Here is a 16,068-nt window from a genome sequence, read left to right as displayed (position 1 = left end):
CATTCAATGCTCAGCGTAGAAACCCGCCACGCCATCCATCCCGATCACGCCCGCACCATGGGCACGCAAGAGCTGCGTGAGCATTTCCTGGGCACGGGGCTGTTCGCGCCCGGCGAGATCCGCTTGATCTACACGCATTACGACCGGTTCACCCTCGGAGGCGCGGTGCCGAATGGCGCATCGCTGACGCTCGACGTGGTGGACGAGACGCGGACCGCCACCTTCCTCGAGCGGCGCGAAATGGGCGTCGTGAATATCGGCGGCACGGGACGCGTCTCAGCCGCTGGCGAGACCTGGGAGATGGGGCGCGGTGATGTCCTGTATCTGGGCATGGGCGCAGGACCGGTGACCTTCGAGGGCGAGGGCCGGTTCTATCTGGTTTCCGCCCCCGCGCATCGCGCCTGTCCGCATCGCCTGATCAAGCTTGCCGAGGCGAACCGCGTCGAGCTGGGCGAAGCTGCGACCTCCAACAAACGCGTCATCAACCAGTTCATCCATCCGACCGTGATGGAAAGCTGCCAGCTGGTGCTGGGCTATACCCAACTGGTCGAGGGGTCGGTCTGGAACACGATGCCCGCGCATGTCCATGACCGCCGGATGGAGGCCTACCTCTACTGGGGCATGACGCCCGAGGCGCGCGTGCTGCACCTGATGGGCGAGCCGACCGAGACCCGCCACATGATGATCGCCAACGAGGAGGCTGTGATCTCGCCGCCGTGGTCGATCCACTCCGGGGCCGGGATCGGGGAATATACCTTCATCTGGGCGATGGCGGGCGACAATGTCGATTACACCGACATGGACTTCGTGCAGCCGGCGGACCTGAAATGAGCCCGTTTTCGCTAAAGAACCGCCGCGCCCTCGTCACCGGCGCGAACACCGGCATCGGTCAGGCGATCGCAGTGTCGCTCGCCGCGCAAGGGGCACATGTGACCTGCGCGGGGCGGCGCGAATGCACCGAGACGCTGGAGATGATCGCGGATGCGGGCGGGCAGGGCGAGGCGCTGCTCCTCGACTTCGCGGACCCGATGGCCGCGCAGGATGTCTTCACGGATGCGGGCTATTCGATCCTCGTGAACAACGCGGGCATCATCCGGCGCGAAGACAGTCTGGAGTTCACCGAGGCCGATTGGGACGCGGTGATGGACTTGAACCTCAAGGCGCTGTTCTTCACCACGCAAGCCTTCGCCCGCGCCGCGCTCGAGCAGGGCAATACGCCTTCGGCAGTGGTGAACATCGCCTCGCTGCTATCCTTTCAGGGCGGCATCCGCGTGCCGTCCTACACCGCATCCAAGCATGGTGTGGCGGGGCTGACCAAGATCCTCGCCAACGAATGGGCGGCCAAAGGGATCAACGTAAACGCCATCGCACCCGGCTATATCGCGACCAACAACACCGAGGCTCTGCGCGCCGATCCAGAGCGCAGCGAAGCGATCCTTGCGCGAATTCCGGCCGGGCGCTGGGGCGATCCTTCCGATATCGGCGGCACCGCCGCCTTCCTGTGTTCCCCCGCCGCGCGCTACATCCATGGCGCGGTGCTGAATGTCGATGGAGGCTGGCTTGCCCGCTGAACGTCTCACCCGCGAAAGCGCGAAGCTCAAAACCGGTATCGTCCATCTCGGCCTCGGCGCGTTCTTCCGCGCCCATGGGGCGATCTACACGGCTGAGGCTGCTGTGAAAAGCGGCGGCGACTGGGGGATCACCGGCGTGTCGCTGCAATCGTCGCGGATGCGCGATGCGCTGGCGCCGCAGGATTTCGCCTATAGCGGGCTGGAGTTCGGCCCCGAGGGCGAAACGCCCGAGCGCATCGAGATCGTCAGCGATATTCTGGTGGCCCGCGAAAACCCGCAAGCGGTGCTCGACGTGATGGCCGATCCGGATGTGCGCATCGTCTCGCTCACGATCACCGAGAAGGGCTATTGCCATTCGCCCGCGACCGGCGCGCTTGACCCCGATCATCCCGATATCGTGCATGACATGGCCAACGACCTGCCCGTCTCCGCGCCCGGCTACCTGGTGCGTGCGCTGCAGCTGCGCCACGCGCGCGGCCTGCGTCCCTTCACCGCGATGAGCTGTGACAACCTGCCCGAAAACGGCCGGCTGCTGCGCGGCGTGGTGCTGGATCTGGCGCGTCGCATCGACCCGGAGCTGGCGGACTGGATCGCGGCTGAGGGGCGGTTCCCCTCGACCATGGTGGACCGCATCGTCCCCGCGACGAAGCCCGAGGACATCGCGCGGCTCGAAGAGCTCGCCGGCTGGCACGACGCCTTGCCGGTGATGCACGAGCCGTTCCGCCAATGGGTGATCGAGGATGATTTCGTCGATGGCGAGCGGCCCGATTGGGGCGCGGTCGGTGTCGAGATGGTCAGCGATGTCACCCCGTTCGAGCATATGAAACTGCGGATGCTGAACGGCACCCACAGCTCTCTGGCCTATCTTGGCTATCTGGCGGGGTTCGAGACGATTTCCGACACGATGGACGACGAGGTGATGGCCGACTTCGTGCGCTATCTGTGGCGCGACGAGATCATCCCTTCGCTGACCCCGCCGCCGGGCGTCTCGCTCGAGCGTTATGCCGACGCGCTCGCAGAGCGCTACGCCAATCCCGCGATCCGTCACCGGACATGGCAAATCGCGATGGATGGCAGCCAGAAACTGCCGCAGCGCATTCTGGCCACCGTCACGGATACGTTGAAGGCCGGGCGGAGCTGCCCGGGCCTGATGCTCGCGATCGCGGCCTGGATGCGCTACGTCGGCGGCGTCGACGAGAGCGGGCAGCCGATCGAGGTGAAAGACCCGCTGGCCGCTGAGTTGCGTGCGCTCTCCGACAGTGCCGCGGATGCCGAGGGCAAGGTTGCGGCGCTTCTGTCGTTGCGTTCTGTGTTTCCGCCCGAGCTCGCACAATCCCTGCAGGCCCCGGTCACGGAGGCCTATCGCGCGCTCGTCGAAAAAGGCGCGCGCGCCGCGGTGCGGGAGGTTCTCCAATGATCGAGAGCTGGCGTTGGTATGGCCCCGAGCTGGACACGATTTCCCTGCCGCAGATCGTGCAGACGGGCGCATCCGGCATCGTAACCGCCTTGCACGAGGTCGCCTATGGCGAGGTCTGGTCGCGCGAGGCGATCACGGAGCGGCGCGCCCGGATCGAGGCGGCGGGGCTGCATTGGCACGTGGTCGAAAGCCTGCCGATCCATGAGCGGATCAAGCGCGGTGAGAGTGATCTGAGCGCGCTCTTCGCCAATTACCGTCAATCGATGGCCAATCTCGCCGCCGAGGGCATCACCACGATCTGCTACAATTTCATGCCTGTTCTGGACTGGACCCGCACCGATCTGACCGCGCCACTTGCGACAGGCGGTAGCTGCCTGCGCTTCGAGGCCTATCGCATGGCGGCGTTCGAGATTCACATGCTGAAGCGCGAAGGGGCCGAGGACGATTACACGCCCGACGTTTGCGCCCGCGCCAAGACCTGGTTCGAGGGCTCGACGCAGTCGGAGCGCGATGCACTGTTGCACGCGATCATGTCGGGGCTGCCGGGTGCCTATGACCGCTACGACATCGCCGGGCTGCGGGACCAGCTCGCGCTTTATGACGGTATCGATCGCGACGAGATCCGGCGCAATTTCAAACGCTTCCTCGATGAGGTGATCCCCACGGCGGAGGAACTGGGGCTGCGGTTCTGCGTCCATCCCGACGATCCGCCGCGCGACATTCTGGGTCTGCCCCGTGTCGTCTCCAACGCCGAGGATATCGATTGGATCCTGCGGGCGCATGATAGTCCCGCGAACGGGCTGACGCTTTGCACCGGCTCGCTCGGGGCGAACCCGGCCAACGATCTGCCCGCGATCGCCGAGCGCTTTGCGCCGCGTATCCATTTCGCGCATCTGCGTAACGTGCGCAAAGATCCCGATGGCAGTTTCGAGGAGGCCGCGCATCTGGGCGGCGACACCGACATGGTCGCGGTGGCTGCCGCACTGCTCGCCGAGGAAACACGCCGGGCGTCCGAGGGGCGTGCGGACCCACAGATCCCGTTCCGGCCCGATCACGGTCATGTCCTGCTCGACGACGCCACGCGCGGCTCTTTCCCTGGCTATCCGCTGATCGGGCGGATGCGCGGGCTGGCCGAGATGCGCGGCGTGATCGCCGGATTGAGGGGGCGTCGCGATGGCTGAAGCGATTACACTGCATCCGTGCGACACGGTCGCCGTTCTGCCCGCGCGGGCGGATGCCGGCAGCACGCCGCTCGGCACCGGCGAGCCGCTCGCACATCCGGTTTCCGCCGGGCACAAGCTGGCGCGCGTCGCGATGGCCGAGGGTGATCCGGTGATCAAGTTTGGCCAGATTATCGGCCGGGCCAGCGCCCCGATCGCGGTGGGCGAACATGTCCATAGCCATAATGTCAGCTATTCCGAACATGACGAGACCCATCAGATCGGCGCCGATCTCGCTCGCGCCGAGGCAGCGATCCCCGATCTCGCGCCGCGCAGTTTCATGGGATACGCGCGGGACGATGGTCGGGTTGGCACGCGCAATTATATCGCGCTCTGCGCCACGGTGAACTGCTCGGCCACGGTGATCAAATGCGCAGCCTCCGAGATCACGGCCGAGGGTGCGCTCGACCCCTATGACAATGTCGACGGTGTCGTCGCCTTCGCCCATGGCACCGGCTGCGGTATGGCGGCGAGCGGGCGCGGGGCGGACAGCCTCGAGCGTGTCCTCTGGGGGCATGCGACCCACCCGAATGTCGGTGCGGCGATCTTCGTGGGCTTGGGCTGCGAAGTGATGCAGATCGCGCGCATGGAGGCGCATTTCGGGTCAGCCGGGACCGAACGGTTCCATGCGCTGACCATTCAGGAGACCGGCGGCACCCGCGCCACGATCGAGGCGATCAAGGCGAAGCTGCGCGAGATCCTGCCGCAGGTAAACAAGGCCAGCCGCAGCGCCTGCCCGGTTTCCGCGCTGCGGATCGGATTGCAATGCGGCGGCTCGGACGGGTTCTCCGCGATCACCGCAAACCCGGCGCTGGGTGTGGCCTCGGACCTGATCGTGGGGCAGGGCGGGGGCGTGATCCTCTCCGAGACCCCCGAGATCCATGGCGCCGAAGATCTGCTGCTGCGCCGCACTATGCCCGAGGTGGCCGAAAAGCTCCTTGGTTGTCTCGACTGGTGGGAGGGCTATGCCGCACAGGGCGGCGGATCGATGGACAACAACCCCAGCCCCGGCAACAAGCAGGGCGGGATCACCACGATCCTCGAGAAATCCCTCGGCGCGGTCGCGAAGGCCGGGGCGACGCCGCTGCGGGCCTTCTATGACTATGCCGAGCAGGTCCGCACGCCGGGGCTGAGCTTCATGGATAGCCCGGGTTACGATCCTGTTTCGGCGACGGGCCAGATCGCGGCAGGTGCGCAGATCGTGGTGTTCACCACCGGGCGCGGCTCTGCCTTCGGCTCGAAACCCGCGCCGACGATCAAGCTGGCGACTTCGGATCGGCTCATGGAGGCGATGCCCGACGATATGGATATCGGCTGCGGCGACATCCTCAGCCAAGGCGTGTCGATCGCTGACAAGGGCGCGGAAATCTTCGAGGCGATCCTGCGTGTCGCATCGGGAGAGAAAACCAAATCTGAAGACCTCGGGCTGGGCGATAACGAATTCCAGCCGTGGCAAATCGGAGCGGTGATGTGACGAAGAAACCCGTGATCGCATGCGTCGGGGAAGCGATGGTCGAGCTGTCTTTCGATCGCCCCGAGCAGCAGATCGGCTTTGCCGGCGATACGCTCAACACCGCGGTCTATCTTGCGCGCGCGACTGGGGCGGCAGCGCAGGTCGAATTCGTGACCGTGCTGGGGCGTGATGCGGTCTCCGATCGCATGGGCGCTTTCATTGCTGCCCAAGGCGTGGGCTGCGCGCACATTCGTCGCCACCCCGAGCGTCTGCCCGGTATCTACGCGATCGCACTCGACGCAAAGGGAGAGCGCAGCTTTTCCTATTGGCGCGATCAATCCGCGGCGCGCTGCCTGTTCGAGGATGGATTCGCGCAGCTTGAAGGGGTCGATCTGATCTATCTCAGCGCGATCACGCTGGCGATCCTGCCCCATTCGGTGCGCCTGTCGCTCTTGGCACATCTGGAGGCACATCCCGCCCGGGTGGCTTTCGATTCCAACTACCGCCCGCGGCTCTGGGAAGATATCGAGACCGCCCGCGCCGTGACCGAGGCGGCGTGGCGCATCAGTGACATTGCGCTGCCTTCGCTGGATGACGAGATGGCGCTCTTCGGTGATCGCGATGCGCAAGCGGTGCGCGCACGGCTTAACGGCTGGGGCGCGCGCAAAGGCGCGTTGAAGATGGGCGCGGGAGGGGCGATATCGCTCGATCCCACCGCCAAGCCGCTCGACCTGCCTGCCGCGCAAAAGGTGGTCGATACCACCGCAGCCGGCGACAGTTTCAACGGTGCATGGCTCGCCGCGCATTTTCGGGGCGCTTCAGACGAGGGCTGCCTTGTTCAGGCTCATGCCTGCGCGCTCGAGGTGATCGCGCAGCCGGGGGCGATCATAGCTGCGTAGCTACCAAAGAGGGGGCTCGTCTTGCAACTTGCGATGCCGCGATCCCCCGAGTGGCCAAGATTGCCGGTTCCAGCGGCACGCAGCGCGACCCGAGAGGGGATCGGGCTTCAATCTCCATTCTTCACCCCAGTCGTCGGCTCAGCTCTTCGGTCTTATGGATTGATTATTGTTAGTTGCTCAGAGTGATACGGCCTCGGTCAAGATTTTTGATCTTAAGTCCTCAGGATCGCCGCCTCATGATGCTGCCAGCCCGAAATCGCGCGGCGAGATCGCGATATCGGCAATCGTGTAGTTGTCGAGCGTCGCCAAGAAAGCCGCCCGGGCTTCCGCCAAGGGAGAAATCAAACGGCAGGATGCTGTGATCGTGCAATCTCCGTCGCTGCGCATACATTCGACGAGATCGAAATCCGTCTCCATGTGGCGCACAATTGTTCCCACGCCGATCTCTTGGGCGGCACGTGCAAGCCCCAGGCCGCCGGACCGGCCGCGTTGGGCAGTCAGAAATTCGCCTCGGGTCAGCGCGTTGACGACCTTCATGACCGTGCTTCGAGGCGCGTGATAGGCCGCGACGAGATGATCGATCGTGAAGCGGCGGTCTTTCATCGACGCCGCATAGATCATGACGCGCAAGGCAAGGTCCGTAGTGTCGTTCAAGCGCATTCGCAGATCTCTCCTGATCGGGCTCCCAAGCGACGCGTCTCGTATCACGAGGCCGGACAGAATGTCGCACAAGAAAAACATACCTGTGATTGGCATCTTAATTCCCGAGAGAATAGATGCGGTTCATTGGTATGTTTTATAACCCAGGAGACAATGATGGCCAAGCCGCTCTCGGAAAACACACTCGCGATCATCGAAGCCACTGCACCCTTCGTCGCCGAGCACGTCGATCAGATCGTGCCGGTCATGTATCGCAGGCTGCTCGCCGCTCCCGAAATCCGGGCGCTGTTCAACATGTCGCATCAACATGGCAACTCGCCGCAGCACAAAGCGCTCGCGGGGGCGCTGGTGGCCTATGCGACCCATATCCGGAATCCCGGGGTCTTGGCCGATGCGCTGGAACGGATCGCACAGAAACATGTCGGTTTGCAGATCCTCCCCGAGCATTACCCCCATGTCGGCGAAGCGCTGCTGGGCGCTGTCGCCGAGGTGTTGGGCGAGGCCGCGACCCCCGAGATCCTGAATGCCTGGGGCGAGGCCTACTGGTTCCTTGCCAATACGCTCATCGAGCGAGAAGAAGAGATCTACGCCGGTGCGGAAGAACAGGACGGCGGCTGGCGCGGGTGGCGGCGCTTCAAGGTTGGCGCGAAGGACAGCGAAACCTCCGAGATCGCGTCCTTCACGCTCTATCCCGTGGATGGGTTGCCTGTTCTCAAGCATCGCCCCGGTCAGTATCTGAGCTTCCGCTTTGCACCTGCGGAAGGCGAGGAGTATCGGCGCAACTACTCGATCTCCTCGGCGCCGGATGGTCAGTCCTACCGCATCACCGTCAAGCGCGAGCCCGGCGGGCGGATCTCCAACTGGCTGCATGATGCGGTCGAGGTCGGCGCCGAGTTCGACGTGGCCGCGCCCGCTGGCGAGTTCTTCCTCGATCCCGCAGACAAGCGAGAGGTGGTTCTGCTGTCAGGCGGCGTTGGCCTCACCCCGATGATCTCGATGCTGGAGAGCTATGGCGGCGGCGATCTGCGGATGGTCTATGTCCACGCGACGCGGAACGGCCAGTCCCATGCGCTTGCCGCGACCTCCCGTGCGAAGGCGCATGAGAGCCACGTCTTCTACGAGGTGCCGGAAGAGAATGATGTCGCGAATGGTGTCCATACCGGCCGCGTCGATCCGAACTGGCTCGTGCAGATCAGCGATCCGGCCAGGGCGGACTATTTCATCTGCGGCCCGACGGGCTTCATGCAGGAGATGGTTTCCGGTCTGAAGGCAGCAAACGTTCCGGACGCTCGCATTCACTATGAGTTCTTCGGCCCCGCATCCGCGCAGATCGGTTGATACCTCGTCCCAGCGCTCTATCCGTCGAGCGCCGGGCCGCCGCTCTATGTGACCAGAGCTGCTTTGAAGAGATGCCGGTGACTTGAAAAGGGGAGGGGACGATACACGACGGGCCGCACCTAGAACCGCACCCTCTTGCTGTTGAACGAGCTCCTGCGAGCCCGGAGCTTCACCCGCATGTCGATATACGTTCTGAGCATGATGTGTCGTCGATCGAACGTCCTAGCTGCCTAAGCTTCATGGCAATCTCTTCCGGCTTGTGCCGCTTATTCGATGTCTCCCGTCCTCCGTTTTCTGAATAGAACGGTGGGTTCGTGCGACCGGGAGGCTCAAAGCGACGTAATCGCTCTTTGCTTTGGCATGCCTCCGAAAAGATTAGACAATTTGAGCTTCAGAAGCTGACATAGAAGAAGGCCGGGGAAGGCTCAGATGAACGCGAAGCAGCCGGGCGATCGCCCGGCTGCTCCCGCCACCAACCTGACAGCTTGAGGGGCTAACTGCGTCAGGTCACTCGACGATGTGCTTGAAAGGGTGTGGGTGGTTCACGCCGTCGATAGCGGTAGGGTGGAAAAGCCTGGATGGCCTTGAGGGTCTCAAGGCGGGCTGAGAAAACGGGATCACATCTCGGGCAAAGCAGAGATATAAGGTAAGAAAAAGACCAAAAAATATGCATTTTAGGCTCCAAGATAACTATTTGGAGAAAGTGTCGTTCCTTAAATTGAAATGACGACCACTCAACCTTTGAGCGAGAAGGTGGCGAGAGGACGGTGGGAAAGTGACGGATTTGTGTCTGACGTTTTTCTTTCTTGTGCCGACCATGATTTCGGTCCGATTGCGGCGTTTATAATTGCGTTCGCCGAATTCTACGAGGATCTGCACGTCTTTGCAGCGAGAGATGTATGCCCTCAGAGCCCCGCAATCAGATAGGGCGGACTATGAGAGATAGTGGCGCCCCCCATGGCAACTCACGCCTTCAAAGTCCGGTCGAGGTTGCCTCATACGCACCCCGGCTCCCCGCGTCACTCGCCCGTTTGGTCGCCTCTCCGAAGATCGCCGATCCGCCGCTCGATCGCGTCGAGCCGCAGGAGAACTTCATCCCGGTAGGCACCGGTGCGCGTGGTCTCCTCTTCTGAATGAGCGTCCTGCATAGAATCCACGATCAGGCCCACCAGGAGGTTCACCACTGCGAAGGTCGTGACCATTATGAAGGGCAAGAAGAAGGTCCAGGCCAGAGGGTGGGTTTCCATCACTGGGCGCACGAAGCCCATCTCGCTCCAACGCTTCCAGCGGTTGTAGAGTGTTTTGGGTGGACCGTATTCCTGCGGTGCATCGCGCCAGTGCAACCCATTGCGGTTTATGAAGATTATCCCGCTCAGAATATGACGATCATCAACCCGTGGGCGGCCATGGCTCTTCGGAAGTGAGGAAGATCAGAAAACAGTCCATTGGACTGTTTTTCTGACGAACGGCTCGAGCAGTGCCATCTTCTCGTCGCTCAGCCAGAGAAGACTGCTCACCACACGCGCCTATATCTAGTCAAGCGGACGATCGAGAGCGGTCTTCCCTGCTTTTGAGCTGAATTGGTCGTCTCGGCAAAGAAGCTTTCCTCCAGGGGTATGGCTTGCGTCCTTTTGCCGACCCACTCGGTTCGATTTTTGGTAAATCCGGCCCCCCCATCTTTCCCACAGCGGGTATCCTTCGGCGTGGGTGTTTTTCCCTCCGGCAGATCGCGCGGGCACGAGGAACGTATCGCGAGAAAGGTCATGCCCCGACGCGGTCGTATTCCTTCCTCTGACACGTGCTTCATAGGGCCGCGCTCGCTTAGAATGAAACTGCTCCGCAAGGGGTCAGGGTTCGCGCAGGCCCTCAGGCACGGCGTAACCCCAGTCGGGATACATTTCGCAGATGACTTCCTTCATCAGGCAGATGGGCGGCGAGGTGTCTCCTTGCCGGTAATTCATGAAGATTGGCGAAGTGGGGTGTTCCTCGATGGGACGATAGCAGATGCCTTCCATCCGGAGCCTGTCCAGAGAAGCAGGAACGACCGCGATACCCTCCTCGGCCGCGACGAGGCCGAGGGCGATGTGCAGTTCGCGGGCTTCATGGGCGATCATCGGCGTCAGTCCGTGGTCGTGGAAAACCGTCAGAACCTGATCGGCGTAGCTCGGGCGCGGCTTGCTCGGGTAAAGGATCTGCGGCTCTTCGGCGACCCGCGACAGGGGCAGCGGCGCGTCGGTTCCGGCCAGGGGATGCGTGATCGGAAGAGCGACGATCATTTGTTCTTCACGCAGCAGAACGCGCCGGATGTCAGTGTCCTCGAACCGCTGGGTGCCAAAACCCGCGTCGATCCTTCCTTCCTTCAAGGCGTTAATCTGTTCAAGGCTGCTCATCTCGACGAGATGCACTTCGATATCGCTGGCTTTCTTGCGAAAACCTCGGATGAGTGCTGGAAATCGACCATACATCGTCGAGGCGACGAAGCCGAAGACCACGCTGCGCTTGGCGCTCTTGATCGTTCGCGTCATCATCACCTTCGTCGCTTCGGCATGGCCGAGTATCTGTTCGGCCTGCTTCAGGAACAGACGCCCAGCCGGGCTCAGGCGCAACGGACGCACCGAGCGGTCGATCAGCTCCGCGCCCATCTCCGCCTCGAGCATCTGAATCTGCCGGCTCAGAGGAGGCTGTGCCATGTTGAGTGTGTTCGCCGCACGCGAGAAGCTCCTCTCCCGCGCCACCGCCACGAAATAGCGGAGCTGCCGCATTTCCATACTATACCCTCCCGGCATAAAGGCAGACTTACTTGGTCTTGGCCAAACGCCTCTCACTTTGTCAGTTTAGCCGAAGCTTGATTGAGCCGGGTAGAGGAGGACGCTACCCGTCGGGAGGTATCGCTCGATACCTATTAGGTCTGAAGGGCCGCGAGATGGCTCCGAAACCCGATTTTCGGGAACGGCTTTTTGCACCCGGACGGTCGGTCTCCCAGCCGCTCGGCTCGACGATCCAGCCAAGACCCTGCCGTTGCAGGAACGCGCCAGATTGGAGGAGGACCTATGGCAAACGACCTGAAATCCCGTATCGAGAACGCGGTGATCGAGAACCCAGAGACCGGTATTCACCGCTGTCGTCGCGACATCTTCACCGATGAAGAGATGTTCGAACTCGAGATGAAGCATATCTTCGAGGGCAACTGGGTGTATCTTGCCCACGAGAGCCAGATCCCGCAGAACAACGACTACTTTACCACCTGGATCGGGCGTGTGCCGATCATCATCACCCGCGACAAGGAAGGTGAGTTGCACGCCGTGGTCAACGCCTGCGCGCATCGCGGCGCCACGCTCTGCCGTCGCAAGCATGGCAACAAGTCGAGTTTCACCTGCCAGTTTCATGGCTGGACCTTCAACAACGCGGGCAAGCTGCTGAAGGTGAAAGACGGCAAGACCGGTGCCTACCCGGAAGCCTTCAACCGGGATGGGTCGTATAACCTCAAGAAGGTTGCGAAATTCGCCAGCTACAAGGGCTTCCTCTTCGGGTCTCTAAACCCCGACGTGGCGGGCTTGGAAGAGCATCTTGGCGAAACCCGTGTCATCATCGATCAGATCGTCGATCAGGCACCTGAGGGGCTCGAGGTTCTGCGCGGAAATTCCAGCTACACTTTCGACGGGAACTGGAAGCTGCAGATGGAGAACGGCGCAGACGGCTATCACGTCAGCTCGGTTCACTGGAACTATTCCGCCACGATGGGGCACCGCAAGGAAGAGGGCACCAAGGCCGTCGATGCCAATGGTTGGTCGAAATCCACGGGTGGTGTCTACGGCTTCGAGCAGGGGCATATCCTTTTGTGGACCCGGACACTGAACCCGGAGGTGCGCCCGATCTGGAATCACAAGGACGCGCTGGCCGAACGGCTGGGCGAGGAGAAGACGAGCTTCATCGTCAACCAGACGCGAAATCTCGGCCTCTATCCCAATGTCTACCTTATGGATCAGTTCTCGACCCAGATCCGGGTGGTGCGTCCGATCTCCGTCGATAAGACCGAGATCACGATCTACTGCTTCGCCCCCGTGGGCGAGCCGCCGGAAGAGCGCGCGCTGCGTCTGCGGCAATACGAGGACTTCTTCAACGTCTCAGGCATGGGCACGCCCGACGATCTGGAAGAGTTCCGCGCGTGCCAAGAGGCCTACGCCGCCGCGGATGGCGTCTGGAACGACTTGAGCCGCGGGGCCACCCGCTGGGAGAACGGCCCGGATGAAAACGCCAAGGCGATGGGCATGAACCCGATCCTCAGCGCAGAGCGTGCCGAAGATGAAGGGCTTTTCGTTCGTCAGCACGAATTCTGGGCCGAGACCCTTCTGAAGGCGCTTGAGGCAGAAAAGGCAGAGAGCCGCGTGGAGGAACTGGCATGAACGCGCCTTTGACAAATGATCTGACCGCACTCACGCAGTTTCTCTATCGCGAAGCGCGCTTGCTCGATGATCGGGAATGGGATCGCTGGCTCGAATGTTATGCGCCCGAGGCGAGCTTCTGGATGCCGTCCTGGGACGATGACGATCAGCTGATCGAGGACCCGCAAAGCCAAGTCTCCCTGATCTATTACCCCGATCGGGCCGGGCTCGAAGACCGGGTTTTTCGGATCAAGACCGAACGCTCCGGCGCGACAATGCCCGAGCCCCGCACCAATCATATGATCAGCAATGTCGAAATCCTCGAGCGGCGCGAAACGGAGATCGATCTGCGGTTCAACTGGCACACGCTGAGCCACCGCTACAAGACGACGACGAGCTTTTTCGGAACGTCTTTCTATACGGTGGATCTGTCGGGCGACACGCCGCTGATTGCCGCCAAGAAAGTGATCCTGAAGGACGATTACATCCATCAGGTCATCGACGTCTATCATGTGTGATCGGAGGCAATCATGAGCTATCGCGTAGCGCTCAATTTCGAAGATGGCGTGACCCGTGTCATCGAGGTCAAGCCGATGGAAACGGTGATGGACGCAGCCTATCGGCAGAAGGTGAATCTGCCGGTCGACTGTTCGGACGGGGTTTGCGGCACCTGCAAGTGCCGTTGCGAGCAGGGGGGGTTCGATCTCGGGGATGATTTCCTCGAGGAAGCCTTGTCGGAAGACGAGGCGCAGGAGGGGTATGTCCTCTCCTGCCAGATGGTGCCCTCGGGGGATTGCATCGTCTCGGTCCCGGTGCCCTCGTCGAGCTGCAAGCTGACCCCTGCGGAGTTCGCGGCCGAGGTGAGCACGCTCGATCGTGTATCGGCGACGACGATCCGGCTGGGGCTGACGCTGCCTGACCCAGGGACACTCGACTTCCTGCCGGGGCAATACGTGAATATCGCACTCCCGGATGGGCAAACCCGTTCCTATTCCTTCAGTTCGGCACCCGGTGCGTCCGAAGCGACGTTCCTCATTCGCAATGTGCCCGGTGGGGCGATGAGCACGCATCTGACAGAGACGGTGACGCTCGGAGAGAAGATGTCGTTCACAGGCCCTTTTGGGAGCTTCTTCCTGCGGCAGGTTCAGCGCCCGGTGCTGATGCTGGCCGGTGGGACCGGCCTCGCGCCGCTACTCTCGATGCTCGAAGTCATGGCCGAGACCGGGGACGCCTCGCAACCGATTCACCTCGTCTACGGTGTGACGACGGATGACGATCTGGTGGAGGTTGCGCGGCTCGAGGCGCTGTCTCAGCGTTTGCCGAACCTGACATTCGCCTGCTGTGTGGCCGATGAGGGCAGTGTCCATCCGCTGAAAGGTTATGTCACCCATCACCTAAGCGATGCGGATCTGCGTGGCGGCGATTTGGACGTCTATCTTTGCGGGCCACCTGCGATGGTGGAGGCAGTGCGAAAATTCCTCGCGGAAAAGGGTATCGTGCCGGCGAGCTTCCATTACGAGAAGTTCACGCCCGCGGATATCAGCACGTCGGAGGCCGCATGAGCGCCCCGGATCATTTCCCGGGACGCTTTGCGGGGCAGGTCATGGTCGTGACCGGGGCGGCGCAAGGCATTGGTCTTGGCGTCGCCGCCCGAGCCTGTGCGGAAGGGGCCGATGTGCTTCTTGCGGACCGGGCGGAGTTCGTCTCCCAAGTCGCGGCTGAAATCAACGCTGCGAGTCCGGGCCGGGCAAAAGCGGTGGTGGCCGATCTTGAAACCTATGCGGGCGCCGAGGCGGTTATGCGGGGTGCGATCGATGCGTTCGGCGGGATCGACATCCTCGTGACGGGTGTCGGGGGCGCAATCCGGATGCGGCCTTACGCAGAGTTCGAGCCTGCGCAGATCAAGGCCGAGATTCAGCGGTCCTTGATGCCAACGCTTTGGTCTTGCCATGCGGTCCTGCCACATCTGCGCGCGCGGGGTAGGGGCGTTATCGTGAATGTCTCCAGCAACGCCACGCGCGGCATCCATCGCGTGCCTTATTCGGCGGCCAAGGGAGGGGTGAATGCGCTGACGGCCAGCCTCGCGATGGAAGTCGCAGGCGAAAATATCCGGGTCGTGGCCTCCGCTCCGGGTGGAACAGAAGCGCCGCCTCGCCGTATCCCGCGTAATGCCAAAGGCGACACCGAGGCTGAGCAAGGCTGGATGGCGGAGGCGGTCGAACAGGTCAAGAATTCGACCATGATGGGACGCTACGGTTCACTCGATGAGCAGGTCGCGCCTATTCTTTTCCTTGCGTCACGAGAGGCGTCCTACATCACCGGCAGCACTCTGGTGGTTGCAGGTGGCGATACCGGGTGATTCATCGTTTCTCTCGAGGCTGCGGGCTGCTGCTCGCGGCCTTCCTGCGGCTATACGACGACAAAGCGGTCCGGCCACATTGTTCTTTGAGTAACCAACCAGCCGATCACCTTGCCGGCGGCTAGACTTCGCCAAATCCGGGGTGCTCGTTTTACTGTATTTCATAAATCCCGATTTCAAAATATATCAATGGCTTACGGCGGGGTGGGGTGTTCGATAAACGGTATGCCACGGCGTGAACCGCGCACCTCTATGCGGTTTATCGAGCACCTGCACGCGCTGTGCTTTGCCTGCTCGATAATATGCATTTCGGGTGTCATGTGTCGTTTATCGAGCACCGAAGCCGAGTGGCAGCCGCTATTGCGACGGTTCGCAACTTCGGGCAACTGAGGTGTCAGATGCCCGTCCATCCCTGACCTTGCCGCGCGAACTTTTACTCGTCGGTGTCGTCATCTTCGTCTTCGAAGTAGGCATCGTCGGAGATCGGTTGGCTCTTGAGCCATTGCACTTCTTCCTCGGTGAGGCCACCAAAATCAGCCGCGAGACGCTTGTAGTCGCGAGCGCGTTCAATCAAGACAGGAATGATCGCCGCCGCGCCAAAAGCGAGGAACCCGAGCATTCCGACGATCTCATGTGCGCCCATGGCGACCTCCATTGAAGGCGTCAATCTCACAGAGAAAGTCCGGAAAAGTCAAATTTTCCGGACTTTGGCTCTGGCGAGAGAGCGTCCGGAAATAGCCTCTCGGCAGCATGGCCTCCCTGTCTGCTG

General features: G+C 62.0%; 14 protein-coding genes and 1 pseudogene. 11 read left to right on the top strand and 4 right to left on the bottom strand.

The features are described from left to right. Window positions 1-6: 6 nt before the first annotated feature. The 6 genes from kduI to BMI86_RS05260 are packed head-to-tail and all read left to right on the top strand — an operon-like array spanning window position 7 to window position 6,560. Complete coding sequence (gene kduI / locus BMI86_RS05285) at window positions 7-831, top strand: 5-dehydro-4-deoxy-D-glucuronate isomerase (RefSeq protein ID WP_078540063.1); 825 nt, start codon at window positions 7-9, stop codon at window positions 829-831. After that, window positions 828-1,571, top strand: a complete 744-nt coding sequence (gene kduD, locus BMI86_RS05280; protein ID WP_078540062.1) for a 2-dehydro-3-deoxy-D-gluconate 5-dehydrogenase KduD — start codon at window positions 828-830, stop codon at window positions 1,569-1,571. Before kduI ends, kduD begins: the two co-directional genes overlap by 4 nt. Continuing rightward, window positions 1,549-2,988: a mannitol dehydrogenase family protein gene (locus BMI86_RS05275; protein WP_078540438.1), complete on the top strand. Its 1,440-nt coding sequence runs from the start codon at window positions 1,549-1,551 to the stop codon at window positions 2,986-2,988. Before kduD ends, BMI86_RS05275 begins: the two co-directional genes overlap by 23 nt. Then, window positions 2,985-4,169 carry a mannonate dehydratase gene (gene uxuA / locus BMI86_RS05270; protein WP_078540061.1) on the top strand — a complete coding sequence of 395 codons (1,185 nt, stop codon included), beginning with the start codon at window positions 2,985-2,987 and terminating at the stop codon, window positions 4,167-4,169. The genes BMI86_RS05275 and uxuA overlap by 4 nt, the downstream gene beginning before the upstream one ends. Then, complete coding sequence (locus BMI86_RS05265; protein ID WP_078540060.1) at window positions 4,162-5,682, top strand: altronate dehydratase family protein; 1,521 nt, start codon at window positions 4,162-4,164, stop codon at window positions 5,680-5,682. The genes uxuA and BMI86_RS05265 overlap by 8 nt, the downstream gene beginning before the upstream one ends. Next, window positions 5,679-6,560: a sugar kinase gene (locus BMI86_RS05260; protein WP_246831626.1), complete on the top strand. Its 882-nt coding sequence runs from the start codon at window positions 5,679-5,681 to the stop codon at window positions 6,558-6,560. Before BMI86_RS05265 ends, BMI86_RS05260 begins: the two co-directional genes overlap by 4 nt. 234 nt (window positions 6,561-6,794) lie before the next feature. Here the strand turns inward: BMI86_RS05260 and BMI86_RS05255 are convergent, their stop codons facing one another. Continuing rightward, entirely contained in the window at window positions 6,795-7,220 is a 426-nt protein-coding gene (locus BMI86_RS05255; protein ID WP_078540059.1) for an Rrf2 family transcriptional regulator, read from the bottom strand. Window positions 7,221-7,376: 156 nt separating this feature from the next. Here BMI86_RS05255 and hmpA point away from each other — a divergent pair, with 156 nt between their 5' ends. Next, entirely contained in the window at window positions 7,377-8,558 is a 1,182-nt protein-coding gene (hmpA, locus tag BMI86_RS05250; RefSeq protein ID WP_078540436.1) for an NO-inducible flavohemoprotein, read from the top strand. A gap of 1,262 nt (window positions 8,559-9,820) precedes the next feature. On the opposite strand, the pseudogene BMI86_RS21385 reads toward hmpA, so the two are convergent. Together BMI86_RS21385 and BMI86_RS05240 are read right to left on the bottom strand one after the other, a co-directional pair. Continuing rightward, a pseudogene (locus BMI86_RS21385) lies at window positions 9,821-10,075 on the bottom strand (transposase); the annotation flags it as partial. 330 nt (window positions 10,076-10,405) lie between these two features. Then, the gene (locus BMI86_RS05240; protein ID WP_078540057.1) at window positions 10,406-11,326 is read right to left on the bottom strand and encodes a LysR family transcriptional regulator; all 921 of its coding nucleotides are present in this window, start codon (window positions 11,324-11,326) and stop codon (window positions 10,406-10,408) included. Between the two features lie 282 nt (window positions 11,327-11,608). Here BMI86_RS05240 and BMI86_RS05235 point away from each other — a divergent pair, with 282 nt between their 5' ends. Genes BMI86_RS05235 through benD form a run of 4 tightly spaced genes read left to right on the top strand, consistent with a single transcriptional unit; the run spans window position 11,609 to window position 15,299 of the window. After that, window positions 11,609-12,961 (top strand): Rieske 2Fe-2S domain-containing protein, encoded by a 1,353-nt coding sequence (locus tag BMI86_RS05235; RefSeq protein ID WP_078540056.1) that lies wholly within the window; start codon window positions 11,609-11,611, stop codon window positions 12,959-12,961. Continuing rightward, window positions 12,958-13,458, top strand: coding sequence for a benzoate 1,2-dioxygenase small subunit (gene benB / locus BMI86_RS05230; protein ID WP_078540055.1), 501 nt, complete (start codon window positions 12,958-12,960; stop codon window positions 13,456-13,458). Before BMI86_RS05235 ends, benB begins: the two co-directional genes overlap by 4 nt. 12 nt (window positions 13,459-13,470) lie before the next feature. Then, a complete protein-coding gene (benC, locus tag BMI86_RS05225; protein ID WP_078540054.1) occupies window positions 13,471-14,502 on the top strand; it encodes a benzoate 1,2-dioxygenase electron transfer component BenC in 1,032 nt (343 codons plus the stop codon). Further along, window positions 14,499-15,299 carry a benzoate diol dehydrogenase BenD gene (benD, locus tag BMI86_RS05220; protein WP_078540053.1) on the top strand — a complete coding sequence of 267 codons (801 nt, stop codon included), beginning with the start codon at window positions 14,499-14,501 and terminating at the stop codon, window positions 15,297-15,299. Before benC ends, benD begins: the two co-directional genes overlap by 4 nt. 433 nt (window positions 15,300-15,732) lie before the next feature. On the opposite strand, the gene BMI86_RS05215 is transcribed toward benD, so the two are convergent. Continuing rightward, entirely contained in the window at window positions 15,733-15,942 is a 210-nt protein-coding gene (locus BMI86_RS05215) for a hypothetical protein (protein ID WP_078540052.1), read from the bottom strand. Window positions 15,943-16,068 lie beyond the last annotated feature (126 nt).

The organism is Thioclava sp. DLFJ5-1, from assembly GCF_002020115.1.
In the GTDB taxonomy this organism is placed as follows: domain Bacteria; phylum Pseudomonadota; class Alphaproteobacteria; order Rhodobacterales; family Rhodobacteraceae; genus Thioclava; species Thioclava sediminum.
The sequence above is the reverse complement of the archived record's forward strand: the minus strand, read 5'-3'. Positions and strand labels throughout refer to the sequence as shown.

Bases quoted from the DNA above. Each gene is read 5' to 3' on its own strand.
- BMI86_RS05255 (WP_078540059.1), bottom strand. From the start codon at position 7,220: ATGCGCTTGAACGACACTACGGACCTTGCCTTGCGCGTCATGATCTAT.
- BMI86_RS05265 (WP_078540060.1), top strand. From the start codon at position 4,162: ATGGCTGAAGCGATTACACTGCATCCGTGCGACACGGTCGCCGTTCTG.
- BMI86_RS05240 (WP_078540057.1), bottom strand. From the start codon at position 11,326: ATGGAAATGCGGCAGCTCCGCTATTTCGTGGCGGTGGCGCGGGAGAGG.
- benC (WP_078540054.1), top strand. From the start codon at position 13,471: ATGAGCTATCGCGTAGCGCTCAATTTCGAAGATGGCGTGACCCGTGTC.
- kduI (WP_078540063.1), top strand. From the start codon at position 7: ATGCTCAGCGTAGAAACCCGCCACGCCATCCATCCCGATCACGCCCGC.
- uxuA (WP_078540061.1), top strand. From the start codon at position 2,985: ATGATCGAGAGCTGGCGTTGGTATGGCCCCGAGCTGGACACGATTTCC.
- benD (WP_078540053.1), top strand. From the start codon at position 14,499: ATGAGCGCCCCGGATCATTTCCCGGGACGCTTTGCGGGGCAGGTCATG.
- BMI86_RS05215 (WP_078540052.1), bottom strand. From the start codon at position 15,942: ATGGGCGCACATGAGATCGTCGGAATGCTCGGGTTCCTCGCTTTTGGC.
- hmpA (WP_078540436.1), top strand. From the start codon at position 7,377: ATGGCCAAGCCGCTCTCGGAAAACACACTCGCGATCATCGAAGCCACT.
- BMI86_RS05235 (WP_078540056.1), top strand. From the start codon at position 11,609: ATGGCAAACGACCTGAAATCCCGTATCGAGAACGCGGTGATCGAGAAC.
- benB (WP_078540055.1), top strand. From the start codon at position 12,958: ATGAACGCGCCTTTGACAAATGATCTGACCGCACTCACGCAGTTTCTC.
- BMI86_RS05275 (WP_078540438.1), top strand. From the start codon at position 1,549: ATGGAGGCTGGCTTGCCCGCTGAACGTCTCACCCGCGAAAGCGCGAAG.
- kduD (WP_078540062.1), top strand. From the start codon at position 828: ATGAGCCCGTTTTCGCTAAAGAACCGCCGCGCCCTCGTCACCGGCGCG.